Origin of the sequence: Microcystis sp. M144S2 (assembly GCF_020246065.1) — a bacterium.
GTDB classification, from domain to species: domain Bacteria; phylum Cyanobacteriota; class Cyanobacteriia; order Cyanobacteriales; family Microcystaceae; genus Microcystis; species Microcystis ichthyoblabe_A.
This window is the reverse complement of the sequence record NZ_JADBTR010000083.1, coordinates 1-14,134: the sequence shown is the minus strand read 5'-3', so window position 1 is coordinate 14,134 and position 14,134 is coordinate 1. Positions and strand designations below refer to the sequence as shown.

At 42.9% G+C, this 14,134-nt stretch carries 14 protein-coding genes; 12 read left to right on the top strand and 2 right to left on the bottom strand.

Annotated features, from left to right (window positions below; genetic code table 11):
* The 8 genes from gvpA to IM462_RS11035 form a co-directional block, all read left to right on the top strand.
* Positions 1 to 208 (top strand): gas vesicle structural protein GvpA (gene gvpA / locus IM462_RS11070; RefSeq protein ID WP_287703642.1); only part of this gene is annotated, 208 nt, incomplete at its 5' end.
* Between the two features lie 267 nt (positions 209 to 475).
* Positions 476 to 1,114 (top strand): gas vesicle protein GvpC, encoded by a 639-nt coding sequence (gvpC, locus tag IM462_RS11065; RefSeq protein WP_287703644.1) that lies wholly within the window; start codon positions 476 to 478, stop codon positions 1,112 to 1,114.
* 630 nt (positions 1,115 to 1,744) lie between these two features.
* Complete coding sequence (gene gvpN / locus IM462_RS11060) at positions 1,745 to 2,785, top strand: gas vesicle protein GvpN (protein WP_287703646.1); 1,041 nt, start codon at positions 1,745 to 1,747, stop codon at positions 2,783 to 2,785.
* Between the two features lie 29 nt (positions 2,786 to 2,814).
* Positions 2,815 to 3,225, top strand: a complete 411-nt coding sequence (locus IM462_RS11055) for a gas vesicle protein (protein WP_287703648.1) — start codon at positions 2,815 to 2,817, stop codon at positions 3,223 to 3,225.
* Positions 3,182 to 3,490 carry a hypothetical protein gene (locus IM462_RS11050; protein WP_002803843.1) on the top strand — a complete coding sequence of 103 codons (309 nt, stop codon included), beginning with the start codon at positions 3,182 to 3,184 and terminating at the stop codon, positions 3,488 to 3,490. Before IM462_RS11055 ends, IM462_RS11050 begins: the two co-directional genes overlap by 44 nt.
* Positions 3,491 to 3,865: 375 nt before the next feature.
* Positions 3,866 to 4,339, top strand: coding sequence for a gas vesicle protein K (locus tag IM462_RS11045; protein WP_287703650.1), 474 nt, complete (start codon positions 3,866 to 3,868; stop codon positions 4,337 to 4,339).
* 15 nt (positions 4,340 to 4,354) lie between these two features.
* A complete protein-coding gene (gene gvpF, locus IM462_RS11040) occupies positions 4,355 to 5,089 on the top strand; it encodes a gas vesicle protein GvpF (protein WP_287703652.1) in 735 nt (244 codons plus the stop codon).
* A gap of 14 nt (positions 5,090 to 5,103) precedes the next feature.
* A complete protein-coding gene (locus IM462_RS11035) occupies positions 5,104 to 5,367 on the top strand; it encodes a gas vesicle protein GvpG (protein WP_287703654.1) in 264 nt (87 codons plus the stop codon).
* A 154-nt stretch (positions 5,368 to 5,521) separates the two neighbouring features.
* Here the strand turns inward: IM462_RS11035 and IM462_RS11030 are convergent, their stop codons facing one another.
* Entirely contained in the window at positions 5,522 to 5,860 is a 339-nt protein-coding gene (locus tag IM462_RS11030) for a gas vesicle protein (RefSeq protein WP_287703656.1), read from the bottom strand.
* Between the two features lie 92 nt (positions 5,861 to 5,952).
* On the opposite strand from IM462_RS11030, the gene IM462_RS11025 reads away from it, so the two are divergent.
* The 3 genes from IM462_RS11025 to IM462_RS11015 all read left to right on the top strand — a co-directional run bounded on the left by IM462_RS11025 (position 5,953) and on the right by IM462_RS11015 (position 10,477).
* The gene (locus IM462_RS11025) at positions 5,953 to 6,636 is read left to right on the top strand and encodes a GvpL/GvpF family gas vesicle protein (RefSeq protein WP_287703658.1); all 684 of its coding nucleotides are present in this window, start codon (positions 5,953 to 5,955) and stop codon (positions 6,634 to 6,636) included.
* A 12-nt stretch (positions 6,637 to 6,648) separates the two neighbouring features.
* A complete protein-coding gene (locus IM462_RS11020) occupies positions 6,649 to 8,550 on the top strand; it encodes an ArsA family ATPase (protein WP_287703660.1) in 1,902 nt (633 codons plus the stop codon).
* A gap of 82 nt (positions 8,551 to 8,632) precedes the next feature.
* Positions 8,633 to 10,477 (top strand): AAA family ATPase, encoded by a 1,845-nt coding sequence (locus IM462_RS11015; protein WP_287703662.1) that lies wholly within the window; start codon positions 8,633 to 8,635, stop codon positions 10,475 to 10,477.
* Between the two features lie 115 nt (positions 10,478 to 10,592).
* Here IM462_RS11015 and IM462_RS11010 read toward each other — a convergent pair whose 3' ends face one another.
* Entirely contained in the window at positions 10,593 to 12,158 is a 1,566-nt protein-coding gene (locus IM462_RS11010) for a B12-binding domain-containing radical SAM protein (RefSeq protein WP_287703664.1), read from the bottom strand.
* Positions 12,159 to 12,827: 669 nt separating this feature from the next.
* Here IM462_RS11010 and IM462_RS11005 point away from each other — a divergent pair.
* Positions 12,828 to 13,928, top strand: coding sequence for an alkene reductase (locus tag IM462_RS11005; RefSeq protein WP_287703666.1), 1,101 nt, complete (start codon positions 12,828 to 12,830; stop codon positions 13,926 to 13,928).
* Positions 13,929 to 14,134 lie beyond the last annotated feature (206 nt).

The following is a 14,134-nucleotide window of genomic DNA, read 5'->3' as shown; positions in this document are numbered from 1 at the left end:
CGAAAAAACCAACTCTTCCTCTAGCTTAGCTGAAGTTATCGATCGTATCCTTGACAAAGGTATCGTTATTGATGCTTGGGCTCGCGTATCTCTCGTCGGAATCGAATTATTAGCGATTGAAGCTCGTGTAGTTATCGCTTCGGTTGAAACCTACCTCAAATATGCTGAAGCAGTTGGTCTGACTCAATCGGCGGCGGTTCCTGCTTAAGGCTTGATCCCAGATTATCCTATCTGCTCAGTTAAAACCCGACCAGGTTTTCTAGATTCTCGGCTTTTCTTTAATCCCTATTGAGTTTAGTTACCCCTCTCTTGGGGCGCAATAGTCTATAATTGATAGGGTAGTTCACTATCTCAACTTTGGGGTGATAAGAAAAGTCGGACTCTACTGTCTCTCCCCCCAGTCCCCGTGAAGGTTTTCCTAGCGGGTGATTGGGTCTAATCCATTCCATAGTATTTAGTAATTGAGGACAACCCCATGCCTGCTCTCATCGAAAAGTTCCGCCAGGAGCGTTTATCGATTGCTGGAGAGGTAGCTAAACTCTCGCAAGAAGTCCAAGCTTTTTTGTCGGATGTTAAAACTGAAAGACAAAAACAAGCGCAAGAACAGGCAACTGCCTTGCGTCAGTCTTTCCAAAAAGTTCAACAGGAAAGCCACTTGTTTTTAACAGCTACCCAAAAACAGCGTTTAGCTCAAGCGGAAAAGCAAAAAGAGGATTTACGTCAATTTCAAGAACAACGTTTAGCGGCAGCGAAACAGCTAGACAACGACTTACGGCAACAGCGTCTAGATCGAGCCAAACAGCTAAAGGACGATTTAAGTCAATTCCAAGAACAACGTTTAGCGGCAGCGAAACAGTTGGAGAACGACTTACGCCAACTTCGTCTAGATCGAGCTAAACAGCTGAAAGAGGATTTAAGTCAATTCCAAGAACAGCGTTTAGCGGCAGCGAAACAGCTAGAGGACGACTTACGCCAACTTCATCTAGATCGAGCTAAACAGGTGAAGGATGATTTGAGTCAATTTCAAGAACGACGTTTAGCTGAAGCGAAACAGCTAAAAGACGAATTGCGTCAATTTCGTCAAGATTTGTCTATCTACGTTTTTGGCAAATAAATCTCTAGGTTAATTCCAACCCACTTAAGCCTAGGGCTAGAGTAAAAACCCTCTAGTCCCTTTTCCTGGCTAAACTAGAGGACTATCTGAGAATACAACAATAAGCCTTTGGTTTTCAACCTACCATGCTGATCCTGCTTTTATAAGTTTCTAGACTCAACCTAGTAGTGTTGGGTTCCTATTTAGTCCGCTCTAGGTCTCTGGTAAATTAAAAAGTATGATAAAGCTTCACTCAGCCTATAGTCAATGTCGTGATTAGTAGTCTTTTATTGACAAAGGAGGTAAGGGAAAAGGACTGCATCTGGGCTTATCATTGTTTAAGTCTTGAGAAGTAATCTAGACAAGAATTTTAGACCCTTAGCCCCTTGACTAATGAATATCCTAAAAGCACCTTCAGAATCAAGGTTCTAGAGCTAATTGATGACAGTTCCTAATCTTCTGGGATATTATATATTATGAGGTAAGCCTTAAAAGTCAAATCCGATTAAACTTCTTGCCGTAAAATTCAGGTGACACAAGCGTCCTTGCCTACTCGGTTATTAAAGGGAAACCTGAACCAGCAGTTGTTAGATCGAGAATATCCGTCCGCTTCAGGCGGGGATTATCAATGGTATTTACTAGATTTCAACTATGACATTTACTGAAACTCAAACAAGAAGATCCGTTCTCTCCCTTCGCCCCGGTCAATTTGTTGTTACGCCTTCGATTGATCAAATTGCCACTCGCGCCTTACGTTATCTAAACTCTGGTTTTTCCATTCATCTATGTGGTCCAGCAGGAACGGGAAAAACCACCTTGGCAATGCACCTGGCCAATTGTTTAGCCAGACCTGTGATGCTAATCTTTGGCGATGATGACTTTACCAGTTCCGATTTAATTGGTAGCCAATCTGGTTATACCCATAAAAAGCTGACGGATAACTATATCCACAGCGTTCTCAAAGTTGAAGACGAGCTAAAACACAACTGGGTGGATTCTCGCTTAACAATGGCCTGTCGAGAGGGTTTTACCCTAGTTTATGATGAGTTCAATCGTTCTCGACCTGAGGTCAACAACGTTTTACTCTCTGCCTTGGAAGAAAAAATTCTCACCCTGCCACCCACTAGCCATCAACCCGATTACCTACAAGTCAATTCTCAATTTCGGGCAATTTTCACCTCCAACCCAGAAGAATATTGCGGGGTTCATGCTACCCAAGATGCTCTAATGGATCGGTTAGTAACCATTAATATGCCTGAACCAGATCAACTGACTCAGACCGAAATTCTTGCCAAAAAAACGGGGATTGGTCGAGATGATGCTTTATTTATTGTCAACCTCGTCAAAACCTTTCGTGTGAAAACTGCGACTGAAAAAACGTCGGGTTTGCGCTCTTGTTTAATGATTGCTAAAGTCTGCGCCTCCCACGATATTGCGGCCAACTCCGCTGACTCGGACTTCCGTGATATCTGCGCCGATGTTCTCTTGTCCCGCACGAATTTATCTGTTGATAAGTCGAGAGCGATTTTATGGGAAATCCTCGAGGACAATCCGTTAGAATCCTTATCCTTTGTAGAGGAAGAGGAGCCTTCCGATGCCCAAGCGTCAACTTCTGAGCCTTCGACAGGAAATCAATCGTTAAAAGCCATTCAATCTTTACTGCGAGGCAACTTGCCCCAGCGAAAAGACTAATTTTATACTCTTATTGAGTGAAACCAACCGTGACTTCTTCCACTTTTGCTGGCTCGCTCAGAAACCAGTCAAGCAACTCCCTAAAAACAGCAACTCAAGGTTCGAGTTTAGCGGATATACTCGAACGGGTTTTAGATAAAGGAATTGTGATTGCCGGCGATATTTCCGTTTCGATCGCCTCCACTGAACTTATAAATATCCGCATTCGTTTGTTAATTGCCTCTGTTGATAAAGCCAGGGAAATGGGAATCAACTGGTGGGAAGGTGATCCCTACCTCCATAGCCAATCCCAAGCTTTACTAGCAGAAAATCGGGAACTTTCACTCCGACTGCAAACCCTAGAAACTGAGCTTGAAACCTTAAAATCCTTAAGCCAATTGAGTGCAATAGAGAGCCATGATACCAGTCCGAACGATGAAGCACATTCCTCAGATGCGTGAAATTCCTCACCTGAATCCTCAAAGGTTAGGAAATTTACACGAGACGATTGCCCCCCTTGATAAGGCCAGGGAAACTGCGATTAACAGCTTGCAAGGTTATCCCTACCTCCCTAGCCAAGGCCAAGCTTTATTCGCAGAAAACCTGGAACTTTCACGCCGACTTCAAACCTTAAAATCCTTAACCAAATGGAGTGTAATGGAGAGACGTGATGGCAGTCCCAACGATCAAGCACATTCCTCGTATATATTGAAATTCCTCAATTGAATCCTCAAACGGTCAAGAAGTTTACAGCAGTTAACGATTGCCTCTGTTGATAGAGCAAGGGAGATGGCAATTAATGGGTGGGCAAGCGACTCCTATCTCTATAGCCAATCCCAAGCCTTATTAACAGAAACCCCGGCAGCTAAACTTTAAGCCTTAAAATCCCTACCCCAATCGGGGGCAATCGAGGGCTACGATACCAGTTAAAATAATCAAGCACATTCCTCCTGTCGGGGAAATTCGTCACTGGAATCTTCACAGGGCAGCGGAAGGTTGACATTGTTTAATTACATCATTTTTTCCCTCAGATAAAATTTCTTGGCCAAGCTCCCCACTAGAGACTCACCCTTAAGAACTCCTAATTTACCAATTCCAACCATGACACTTGCTTGCACACCTTACGATTCTGATAATCAAGCCTTGCTGACCAGTCCAGAAAGTAATAGCCAAGCTGGTTTAGCCCCTTTACTGTTAACTGTTGTGGAACTGGTACGCCAATTGCTCGAAGCCCAAATCATTCGCCGAATGGAAAAAGGGGTTCTCAGTGAGTCTGATTTAGATAGAGCTGCAGAAAGTATCCAAAAATTGCAAGAACAAGTTCTCCATTTGTGTGAAATTTTTGAGGTTGAGCCAGAAGATTTAAATGTCCACCTAGGAGAGTTTGGCACTCTTTTACCGGAAGCAGGGAGTTATTACCCGGGAGAGGAGGGTATTAAGCCTTCTGTGTTAGAATTAGTGGATAGACTCCTCAATACAGGAGTTGTTGTGGAAGGAAATGTTGATCTGGGTTTAGCTCAATTAGACCTAATTCATCTAAAGCTTCGTTTGGTTTTAACTTCTCAGCCGGTTTAATTTGGGAGAATACTGATGACAGTGGGTCTTTATTTATATGGCATATTTCCCGAACCAGTTCCTGACGGACTGGTTTTGCAGGGGATTGATAATGAGCCGGTTCACAGTGAGATGATTGATGGTTTTAGTTTTCTCTACTCCGCTGCTCATAAAGAGAAGTATTTGGCATCCCGTCGCTATTTAATTTGCCATGAAAAAGTATTAGAAACTGTCATGGAAGCAGGGTTTACAACGTTGTTGCCCCTGCGGTTTGGCTTAGTTATCAAAACCTGGGAATCTGTCACCGAACAACTAATTACTCCCTATAAAACCCAACTGAAAGAATTATTTGCTAAACTGTCGGGCCAACGAGAAGTTAGCATTAAGATTTTTTGGAATAATCAGTGGGAATTACAAGCGGCTTTGGAGTCTAATCCTAAGTTAAAGCAAGAACGGGATGCGATGATGGGTAAAAACTTAAATATGGAAGAAATTATCCATATAGGTCAACTCATTGAAGCCACTGTATTGCAACGGAAACAAGACATTATTCAAGTCTTTAGAGACCAATTAAATCATCGAGCCCAAGAGGTGATTGAAAGCGATCCGATGACGGATGACATGATTTACAATGCAGCTTATTTAATTCCCTGGGAGCAAGAGTCCGAATTTAGCCAAAACGTTGAGGCGATCGATCAGCAGTTCGGTGATCGCCTAAGGATTCGCTATAACAATTTAACTGCACCCTATACCTTTGCCCAACTTGTCTAAGGAGAGTATTAGTTATGTTTCTCGATCTTTTATTTCTTCCTGTTACCGGTCCTATTGGGGGTCTGATCTGGATTGGGGAGAAAATTCAAGAGCGTGCAGATATAGAATATGATGAGGCGGAAAATTTGCACAAATTGTTATTATCCTTACAACTATCTTACGATATGGGCAACATTTCTGAGGAGGAGTTTGAAATTCAGGAAGAAGAACTTTTATTAAAAATTCAAGCCTTAGAAGAAGAAGAGGCGGCAGAAAACGAATCTGAATCTTCTCTCTAGAATTTTTCCATACTTCGCAGTTTCAGAACGTGCAATCTTTCCAACCCGATAGGCCATGAACAAAATCACAAATTGTAGCGGTGCTTAGTAAGGGCGGCTTTGACAAGCTCAAGAACTCGTTGAAGCTTGGTCATAACTAGCCCTTGATTAAGCCTTAATATTCTAGGTAAAAAGCTTGGAAATTACTAGAATTATTATTATTAGAGGAGTGAGCAACAGTTTTGGGGGAATCAGGTTTTTTAGATACACTAGGAGGGTTGGCTGTACGCAAATTTTGAATACTTTGTTCTGTAGTCTCAATTTGCTCTGTCACAAACGTGAGACGATTTTTTAATTGCTGAATCTGCCGCTCCATCATTTCTAATTTTTCTTGGATACGTTGTTTTTCAGTAATTAACTTATAAAGCTCAAGTTGGTGATCTGCTTCAGATTGTTTCCGAGGCATGGTGCTAATTTTAGATCTAATTGGTCTGGGTGGACGAGTGGTTGTCATAACAATCCCTGAATAACTTAGAATATTCTAGCATATCAACGCCCCAATATAAAAATTTGTAAAAAATCGTCAATTTTCTTTCGGTCAACCCTATGAAATTGTACAATCTATATACTTACGCTTTTTTGAAAACCCCCATAGAAAGCCTAAAATTACCCGTTGGAATGGCTAACCCATTGTTACTGATAACTGTTGGCTCTCTCTCGGCCGTAGTCGAACCCGAAGTTGGTTTAGACACTTTACAAAATGATGATGAACGCTTGATTCAATCGGTTTTATGTCATGATCGAGTCATCTGTGAATTATTTCAACAAACCACTATTTTACCCTTACGTTTTGGCACATCTTTTTTACAGACAGAAAATTTACTGACTCATCTTTGTTCTCATGGCCAAGAATATCAAGAAAAAATTGAAGAACTTGAGGGAAAAGGAGAATATCTTTTAAAATGTATTCCTCGTAAGCCAGAGGAGCCTGTACTCTCTTCTGAAAGCAAGGGCAGACAATATTTTTTAGCCAAAAAACAGCTTTATGAAGCCCAACAAGATTTTTATACTTTGCAAGGTTCAGAATGGCAAAATCTCGTCGATTTAATCAAACAAAGCTATCTATCAACGAGGATTATTACTGCTCCGGGGACAGAATCACGAATTTATCTTTTAGTTGATTTTCAAGAACAACCTTTACTAATCGAGCAAGTCTTGCATTGGCAGAAAGCTTGCCCCCGTTGGCAATTACAATTAGGACAAGTTTCTCCCCCCTATCACTTTACTTAACTTGATTTCTCTATGACTAACTTTAACTTGGTAAATAACGCTCTAAGTTGCTATGACACTCGACATTTAGTTATGTTTAGTGGCAAAGGAGGAGTGGGAAAAACCACCCTTTCCTGTGGATTTGCTCGCCGTTGGGCCAAATTATTTCCCGAAGAACAAATACTGTTAATCTCAACCGATCCTGCTCATTCTTTAGGGGATGTATTGCAAACAGAAGTTAGCGATCAAGCATTACCTGTAAAAGACTTACCCAACTTAAAAGTTAGGGCATTAGATGCGGAAAAATTGCTCTTAGAATTTAAAGAAAAATACGGAAAATTTTTAGAACTTTTAGTAGAACGGGGCAGTTTTGTTGAAGGAGAAGATTTAACTCCTGTTTGGGATTTAGACTGGCCAGGTTTAGATGAAATTATGGGTCTATTAGAAATTCAGCGATTACTTATTGACAATGTTGTAGATCGAATTGTTGTTGATATGGCTCCCTCTGGTCATACCTTGAATTTATTGGGGATTAAAGACTTTTTAGAGATTATTTTAAATTCTTTAGAGTTGTTTCAAGAAAAACATCGTGTTATTTCGCAAACTTTTTCAAAAACCTACAATGCCGATGATGTGGATGACTTTTTAGTCAAAACACAAGCAGAATTAACCGAAGGCAAACGAATCCTACAAGATCGGGATTTTACCCTTTGTTTAATTGTGGCAATTGCCGAACCGATGAGTTTATTAGAAACCGAACGATTACTCAATAGTTTGCATCACTTAAATATTCCCTGCGGCAGATTATTTATTAATCGCATTCTAACGGATCCTAATCAAAATTTAGATCGCTACAGTGAGCAACAGCAACTCTTGGATAAATTCCTAAAAATTCCAGGTCAAGAGACAATTTTCACCCTGCCCCAACAGGCAAAAGAACCCCTGGGAGGTGAAGCATTAGATCAGATCATGAGTCAAATTGAAATTATCGAAAAAGTAGAATTTATGGCCCCGCCTCCTATTCAATGGCCGCAAAAAATTCTGCCGATTTTTAGTGATTTTATTGACGACAAACGCCAACTCATTATCATTGGTGGCAAGGGGGGAGTGGGAAAAACCACCGTTGCCGCAGCTATTGGCTGGGCGTTAGCTAATCGTCATCCCCAGCAAAAAATTAGAATTATTTCTATTGATCCGGCTCATTCTTTGGGAGATGCCTTTGGGACAAAATTAGGACATCAATCCACACAATTAACTGCTAATTTAAGTGGTCAAGAAGTTGATGCTAATATCGTTTTAGAAAAATTTCGGGATGATTATTTATGGGAACTGGCAGAAATGATTAGTGGTGAAGGTAAGGAAGAAGGGAACATCAAACTAGCTTATACTCCAGAAGCTTGGCGGCAAATTGTCGCTCAATCTCTGCCAGGAATTGATGAAATGTTGTCCCTAGTAAAAGTAATGGAGTTATTAGACCAGAAACAACAAGATTTGATTATTTTAGATACGGCTCCTACCGGTCATCTCCTGCGATTTTTAGAAATGCCAACGGCTTTAGGAGATTGGTTAAGTTGGATTTTTAAGCTTTGGATGAAGTATCAAGATGTCTTAGGGCGTGTAGATTTAATGGGACGATTGCGAATCTTAAGACAACAGGTGATGTCTGCCCAGAAAAAACTCAAAGACCCCCAACATACAGAATTTATTGGAGTTTTGCAAGCCCAAGATGCCATCGTTGCCGAACAACTGCGATTGACAGCATCTTTGAAAAAAAAGGGAGTCTATCAACGTTACGTCGTGCAGAATCGTTATCATGCTAATGAGGAAATTGATCGGGATTTATTCCCAGATCAAACTTTGATCCGCTTACCCAGTTTACCTCGGTCTGTAGAACCTCTAGCCCGGGTCAAAGCCGCGGCAGATCTGTTATTTTAAAGGTAATTAGTCTTTAAAGTCGGACTTCTTAACCCCATCTATCACCCAGTCCCCATCCTTCACTTGACTCAGGAGAAATTTTATGGTAGAACTATTCAAAGGCTTTGAGCAATTAGTCGAACTGGCTAAAACCTTAGAGGAAAAACTGGAAAAAGGGGAAATTAAAACCGAAGTGCAGTTTAACTCTCGTTCCTTGAGTAACATCCCCCGTGCTGGCGGTATTCCCCGTTCAGGGGGAGTTTCTCGCCCGAGCAATTCTGGTGGGGATGATTTTGAGGTGAATCGCAATCGCGATACCCCCACCGATTCAGGGGTTGAAGACAGTGTGACACCGCCCGAAGGACCGACCACGGCTTCCCTGAAAGATGTTGGTGGCTTGACGGAAGTGATTAAAGAACTCAAGGAACTAATTGCCATTCCTCTGAAACGCCCCGACTTATTGGCCAAGTTAGGACTTGAACCCACTCGCGGCGTTCTCTTAGTCGGCCCCCCTGGAACTGGTAAAACCCTGACTGCCCGTGCTTTGGCCGAAGAACTCGGTGTTAACTATATTGCCTTAGTTGGACCAGAGGTGATCAGCAAATATTATGGGGAGGCTGAACAAAAACTGCGGGGAATTTTTGAGAAAGCCAGTAAGAATGCGCCTTGTATCGTTTTTATTGACGAAATTGATAGCATGGCACCCGATCGCAGTAAAGTTGAAGGGGAAGTAGAAAAAAGACTGGTGGCCCAATTGCTGGGTTTAATGGATGGTTTTGCCCAAAGTCAAGGGGTGATTGTTCTAGCGGCGACAAACCGTCCCGACCATCTTGACCCTGCCCTCCGTCGCCCCGGACGGTTTGACCGAGAAGTCCTCTTTCGGGTGCCTGACCGCAAGGGCCGTTTAGAAATCCTGCAAATTCTCACCCGTTCCATGCCCCTAGATGAATCAGTTTCCTTAGATCTGATTGCCGATAATGCGGTGGGATTTGTCGGGTCAGATTTAAAAGCCGTTTGCCAGAAAGCGGCCTATAGTGCTTTGCGGCGCCAGGTTCCTACAATTGACTCGCAAATTCCAGAAACAATGACGGTGGTCCAAGCCGACTTTTTGCAAGCCCTTAAAGAAGTTAAACCGGCGGTATTGCGGTCTGTGGAAGTGGAATCTCCCCATGTGGCCTGGGACAATATTGGCGGACTTGAACAGATTAAACAAACCCTACAGGAGTCTGTGGAAGGGGCATTACTCCATCCGCAATTATATACGCAAACCAAAGCCCAAGCTCCCAAAGGTATTTTACTTTGGGGTCCCCCCGGAACGGGAAAAACCTTATTGGCCAAAGCGGTTGCATCTCAGGCGCGAGCTAATTTTATCAGTATTAATGGACCTGAGCTTTTGAGTAAATGGGTGGGGGCGAGTGAACAAGCGGTGCGCGAGTTGTTTGCCAAAGCTCGTCAGGCAGCCCCTTGTGTGGTTTTTATTGATGAAATTGATACTTTAGCACCGGCAAGAGGTCGTTATAGTGGGGATTCAGGCGTGAGTGACCGGGTTGTGGGACAAATCCTCACGGAGTTAGATGGGTTGCAAACGGGGGCAACGATTTTAGTGATTGGAGCCACTAATCGCCCAGATGCCTTAGATCCAGCCTTATTGCGAGCAGGACGGTTAGATTTACAGTTAAAAGTTGATTTACCGAATGCCTCTAGTCGTTTAGCAATTCTCGGGGTCCATAATGATGAACGTCCTTTAGAGGATGTGGATTTAGGCTATTGGGCCGAGGCAACCGAAGGCTGGAATGGCGCAGATTTAGCGTTATTATGTAACCAAGCGGCACTGATGGCAATTCGTCGTTATCGCCATCAGGGAATGACTGACCCAACTGAGATTCGCATTACAACGGCTGATTTTAATCATGCTTACCAACTGTTGGTTGAACAGCGTGCCAATTGATTTTTTTCCCCCCTACTTAAATAAAGTAAGGGGGGAGAATCTCAACTCAGGAAAACCATCCTAAAAAGAAAAATTTGCCAAAATGTCTGCATTGACTGTTTGTCTGCGATATTGTCTAGCTTTTGAGCGTTTTTTCCAGCTGGGCTACCCTTGCTTTCTGTTGCTTCAAATCGGCTAGTTGTTTTAGTAATTGTTCTCTGACTTCATAGCGATAGGCAAAAAAATGCTCACCTATCCCTAGGGTCGCTAGATACTCTTCTAGCAGACGGGGTTTGACCCAGGCAATCACTGCCAGTTGCCACCAGAAACGGAAGCGCGTCGGTCGGACAATCCCCTGCCGCCAGAGCAAGGAACGGAACAATTGCCACTGTTGCCAATCTAATTTACGGTTCGATTTGCCGCGCCATCCCCCCATGATCATGAAATGGTTGAAGGTTCGTTTCAGGTAGTTAACAGGCTCGTAGATTTCCCAGAAAGCATCGATGTATTCTTCGGTAATCTCTTCCACCGGGCGAGTTGGCTCAAAGTTCATCATTGCTCCCTGATGGAAAGTACCCATGCCATCCACCAGACGACCTTCCCGTTGCAGGCGATTCCATAGGGCGGTATTTTGCAGGGCCTGGAGCAAGCTAAACTGCCCTTGGGGAATACTCGCCTCCATAATAAAATCTTTGATCCGCTGCCCTGCGCCAGGTTTCTCATTGTCAAAACCGATAATGAAGCCAGACATAATCTGCAGCCCCATGCGGGTAATTTTGTGACAGGATTCGATCAGGGATTGGCGGGTGTTTTGAACCTTGTTAATGCCCATTAAGCTATCGGTATCTGGTGTCTCAATCCCCATAAACACCAGCATAAAGCCGGCCTTGACCATTAGCTCGATCAGTTCGCTGTCTTCGGCCAGATTAAGGGAAGCTTCCGTAATCAGTTTAAAGGGATACTGGTGTTGCTCCATCCAGGGGATCAACTCCCGCAGAAACACCTTGGCATTCCGCTTATTGCCAATGAAGTTGTCATCCACAACAAAAATGTAGCGCCTCCAGCCCAGTTGATATAACGTCTCCAACTCAGCCAACATTTGTTCTGGGGTTTTGGTGCGAGGTTTGCGGCCATAGAGGTTGATGATGTCACAAAATTCGCATTGAAAGGGGCAACCGCGAGAAAACTGCACGGTAATCGCCAGATAGGCATCCAGATCTAGTAAATCATAGCGGGCGATCGGTGTCATGGTTACATCTGGTTTCTCGCTGGCTCTAAAGACACCACTCGGTTCACCCCGCTCCAGGGCTGCCAAGAACAGAGGGATTGTCAGTTCTCCTTCATCGAGAATCAGGTAATCTGCCCCAGCTTTTTGGGCAACTTCTGGATAGGAGGTGGGGTAAGGCCCGCCTACAGCCACTTTTTTACCCAACTGCAACCCTTTGGCAATCAATTCTTGAAAGTCCTTTTTCTGAATGATCATGGCGGAGATGATTACCAAATCGCACCACTCCCAATCCGAAGCTGTTTCTAATCTGACATTGCGATCAACAAACCGGATTTCCCAATCCGATGGTAACAGGGCTGCCACCGTAATTAAACCCAGGGGCGGATTGGTTGATCTTAAACCGGCTAGATCTAAAGTCTCTTGATAGGACCAAAAGGAGTTGGGCATCAGCGGCCATAGTAATAGGGCTTTCATTCAGGTGTCTCCAATGAAGAAGCTATATGCTTTACATACTAGCCACAAAGCCTAAGTCGATCAAGACTGTTTTAACATCTTTTTTTACTAATAAATTAGTTCTAAATAAATCGTTAAAAAACAGCAATTTTTTCGAGATTAGCACAATTAAATGCACGATGCTTGCTAAAAACTCGTGTTTTCCCATTTTTATCAACGCAATCTAGAGGCTGTTTGCCTCTTTTGGGTATTTTTGGTTAGGTTCCCTAAAAAATGCTGATTCTGAAAAACCCTCTTAAAATTCGCAAGCACCGAATAGTAGGGGTTTCAGTCCCTAGGAAGTCTGTTTTATCGGTAAAACACCAGTTACTAGACATCTCGACAATGACTATTTCTGGTCAGATAAACATAAGCGTAATTACACTATTTTATACCGAACCATCATGAATCAACCACCAGAAAACATAGTTTATATCTCTTTAATTTTGGAAGATGAATAAATTAGATAACTGGTAATTATAGTCATATTTATGACCAAGATAAATTATACTCAGCTAGTTGATTCGATTAATTCTCCTCACTTAGGAGAGGGACAATCTCGCAGATAGCCAGTCAATCATCCTCGAGTGTGATTATCTGGTTTTAACTAATTGCGGTAAAATTAACCTAAATTCTCTATCGGCAAATTCGATGACTTCCTTCACTACTTCCCTGGCTCTTTTAAGTCAATTTAAATTGGGAGATTTAAACTTAGAAAATCGTCTTGTGCTTGCTCCCATGACGCGCGCGCGAGCCGGAGAAAAACGTCTTGCTAATGAGATAATGGCCGAGTATTACCGGCAAAGGGCCAGCGCGGGATTAATGATTACGGAAGCGACGGTAATTTCTCCCCAAGCTAACGGTTGGCAAAATACCCCCGGTATCTACACCGATGAACAAGCGCAAGCATGGCAAATGGTGACTAAAATCGCCCAAAGAAAAGGAACACCAATTTTTTGTCAATTGTGGCACTGTGGTCGCGCTTCTCATCCCAGTTTTCAGGAAAATGGGGCTTTACCCGTTGCCCCTTCCGCAATTAAGATTAAGGGGGAGTTGCATACACCCATAGGCAAACAGCCCTACGAGACCCCTAGAGCCTTAGAAACCGAGGAAATCCCCACAATTGTCGCCGATTACCGCCAAGCCGCTCAGAGGGCAAAATTAGCGGGGTTTGATGGCATAGAAATTCACGGGGCTAATGGTTATTTAATCGATACTTTTCTACAATCGGCCACTAATCAGCGTCAGGATAAGTACGGTGGCAGTTTGGCAAATCGCTATCGTTTTTTACAGGAAGTGGTCGAGGCAATTTTAACTGTTTTTCCCAGTCATCGGGTGGGGGTGCGTCTGTCTCCCAATGGAGTTTATAATGACATGGGTTCCGAGGATTTTCGAGAAACTTTTCTCTATATTGCCCAAAGATTAAATGAGTACAATTTAGCTTATTTGCATCTGCTAGATGGCTTGGCTTTTGGTTTTCATCAAAAGGGTCAACCGATGCTTTTATCCGAGTTTCGGGCTGTTTTTAATAGTGCATTAATCGGCAATTGTGGTTATACAAAAGAAACTGCTGAAGCCGCTATTCAGTTAGGAGATGCGGATTTAATTGCTTTCGGTCGCCCCTATATCAGTAATCCCGATTTGGTGGAAAGATTCGCCAATAATTGGCCCCTTAATCCCGATGCTGAGATGAAAGATTGGTATTCTTTTGACAAGGAAGGTTATATCGATTTTCCCAGTTATAAACCCTAGTTAAGTAGCTGGTTATAATTAAATCAAAAATGGATTTTAGGTTCGATCCCCCCTGCCCCCCTTAATCTGTCCTTTAGTCACATCTTTCTTAACATTTCAAACCTTTGTAGCACAAGGCTTTCAAGACTCGGTTAACAATCTGTAATATTCCTTGTTGACACCCTTACTGACAAGGAAAAAACTGAAATCAAGTCAGGATAAGGGTT

Bases quoted from the DNA above. Each gene is read 5' to 3' on its own strand.
- IM462_RS11050 (WP_002803843.1), top strand. From the start codon at position 3,182: ATGATACCAGTCCGAACGATGAAGCACATTCCTCAGATGCGTGAAATT.
- IM462_RS11030 (WP_287703656.1), bottom strand. From the start codon at position 5,860: ATGACAACCACTCGTCCACCCAGACCAATTAGATCTAAAATTAGCACC.
- IM462_RS11020 (WP_287703660.1), top strand. From the start codon at position 6,649: ATGACTAACTTTAACTTGGTAAATAACGCTCTAAGTTGCTATGACACT.
- IM462_RS11045 (WP_287703650.1), top strand. From the start codon at position 3,866: ATGACACTTGCTTGCACACCTTACGATTCTGATAATCAAGCCTTGCTG.
- IM462_RS11035 (WP_287703654.1), top strand. From the start codon at position 5,104: ATGTTTCTCGATCTTTTATTTCTTCCTGTTACCGGTCCTATTGGGGGT.
- gvpN (WP_287703646.1), top strand. From the start codon at position 1,745: ATGACATTTACTGAAACTCAAACAAGAAGATCCGTTCTCTCCCTTCGC.
- gvpF (WP_287703652.1), top strand. From the start codon at position 4,355: ATGACAGTGGGTCTTTATTTATATGGCATATTTCCCGAACCAGTTCCT.
- IM462_RS11005 (WP_287703666.1), top strand. From the start codon at position 12,828: ATGACTTCCTTCACTACTTCCCTGGCTCTTTTAAGTCAATTTAAATTG.
- gvpC (WP_287703644.1), top strand. From the start codon at position 476: ATGCCTGCTCTCATCGAAAAGTTCCGCCAGGAGCGTTTATCGATTGCT.
- IM462_RS11015 (WP_287703662.1), top strand. From the start codon at position 8,633: ATGGTAGAACTATTCAAAGGCTTTGAGCAATTAGTCGAACTGGCTAAA.
- IM462_RS11010 (WP_287703664.1), bottom strand. From the start codon at position 12,158: ATGAAAGCCCTATTACTATGGCCGCTGATGCCCAACTCCTTTTGGTCC.
- IM462_RS11025 (WP_287703658.1), top strand. From the start codon at position 5,953: ATGAAATTGTACAATCTATATACTTACGCTTTTTTGAAAACCCCCATA.